2 protein-coding genes are annotated in these 2,013 nt (G+C 39.0%); both read left to right on the forward strand.

The annotated features are described in order from the left end of the window. Positions 1-65 precede the first annotated feature (65 nt). Complete coding sequence (locus H6G69_RS33440) at positions 66-677, forward strand: IS607 family transposase (RefSeq protein ID WP_199336385.1); 612 nt, start codon at positions 66-68, stop codon at positions 675-677. Between the two features lie 43 nt (positions 678-720). Next, positions 721-1,899: an RNA-guided endonuclease TnpB family protein gene (locus tag H6G69_RS33445; protein WP_190694012.1), complete on the forward strand. Its 1,179-nt coding sequence runs from the start codon at positions 721-723 to the stop codon at positions 1,897-1,899. Positions 1,900-2,013 lie beyond the last annotated feature (114 nt).

Consider the following 2,013-nt stretch of genomic DNA (forward strand, 5'->3'; position numbering starts at 1 on the left):
GAGCTTGACTAAGTAGCCAAATTCTTATCTAAACTTATTCATAGCTAACCATAGTGAGTAAGTTTATGTGGAAAGTGTCTGAGTTTGGCGATTTAGTGGGTATTTCGCCATCTACACTGAGAAGATGGGAAGAAGAAGGTAAATTAATCCCAGAGAGAACACTGGGTAATCAACGAATTTACAGCGAATCCCATTTAGCAATAGCTAAAAGCTTGAAGTCAGGGAAGCACCCAGTTAGGGTGGTTATATACTGCCGAGTTTCATCCAATAATCAAAAAGACGATTTACTGAGCCAAGTAAAAGCAATGGAAAGCTTTTGCTTGGCTCAAGGTGTTTCTGTGACACAAACAATACAAGAGATCGGAGGAGGGCTAAACTTCAAGCGTCCAAAGTTTCTGCAAATTATTCAATGGGCGATTGCTGGTGAATTAAAAAGCTTGTATGTAGCTCACAAAGATAGGTTGTGTAGGTTTGGGTTTGATTTGGTTGAACAGATTGTAGCATGGGGTGGAGGCAACATTATTGTTGCCAACGCAGAAACGTTATCTCCGCATGAAGAACTAACCCAAGACTTACTTTCAATCGTCCACTGTTTTAGCTCACGACTTGATGGGTTACGCAAGTATAAATCAAAAGTAAAGAAGATTGTAGAAGGTGTTGACCCATGTGCAAAATAACCGTTATACTTACTCGCGTAAACAAGTTTGAGTAAGTATAGTAATGTACGCACTAAAAAGAGAGCTAAAACTAAATAACAAAGAACGCTCTCTAATGCGTGGCATTGCAGGATTTAAGAGATTTGTTTATAACTACGCCCTAGACCTGATTACAGCAAGCTGGGATTTCGACGATATCAAGGCAGGTGACTCAAAACGCTTAGATGCTATCAAAAAAGTGTTTACTTCACACACAATGAACAAGCCAGAATATGCCTGGATGAGAAAATACCCATCCACGGTATATCAGTCAGCTTTCATTGATTTGAAAAATGCTTTTAGTCGTTGGCGCAAAGGTTTAGCCCAGTTTCCTGTGAAGAAATCAAAGAAAAAAGGTGATTCATTCACGGTGTATAAAACATCGGGAATATACCTTGAAAAAGGTAAGCCAGCATTGCCTTTTACTAACAGAGTTGTGATCAATCGGGGCAAGAGAATTACCTTGCCAGGAATCAAAGAGTTTCGATTAAAGGAGAAGATTGATTTCATTTGCAGTTCGCAAACATTTACTGTTTCTAGAACTGCTGACAAATGGTTTGTTTTATTTACCTTAGATGCCGAGAAAATTCCACCAATCATTCATCCAATAGAAAAGATTGGCGTGGACTTAGGAGTGAAAGCTTTAGCGACTTGTTCTGATGGTACAACTTATGCCATGCCAATTACTACAAAAAAGGCGAAAACCAAGCTAAGTAAGTTGCAATGGCGAAATCGGAATAAGATTCTGGGGAACAAGAAGCTGAAAATTAGAGCATCTAAAAATTCTCGTAAATTCTATGCTAAAGCAGCCAAGATTCACGCTCAAATCACCAACATCAGGCGAGATACAACGCAGAAAATAACAACCGATTTAAGTCGCAAAGCGTATATTATTCGCATTGAAGACTTAAATATTCAAGGCATGATTGCTAACCATAAATTAGCTAATGCTGTTAGCAATAACTGCCTATACGAAATTCGTCGTCAGCTAACGTATAAACAACCGTTTTACAGCACAAAAGTTGAATTGGTTGATAGATGGTATCCTAGCTCAAAAATGTGCAGTCAGTGTCATCACGTTCAACCCATGACTTTATCTCAAAGGATTTTTTGTTGTGAAAGTTGTGGGCATACCAGGGATAGGGACGAAAATGCGTCCGTTAATCTTGAAAATGCCCCTAAATCTAAAGTAAGGTTGGCTTGACCTGAACTTAACGCCTGTGGACAAGCAGTAGCCGACTACCTTGATTGAAGCAGGAAGAAAACACTAAACTAATCAACTTTCTTTGAGTAAGTTTAGGTAAGTTTTTCGGAGCAG

The sequence above is a fragment of the Nostoc sp. FACHB-110 genome, from assembly GCF_014697425.1.
Classification (GTDB): Bacteria; Cyanobacteriota; Cyanobacteriia; order Cyanobacteriales; family Nostocaceae; genus Nostoc_B.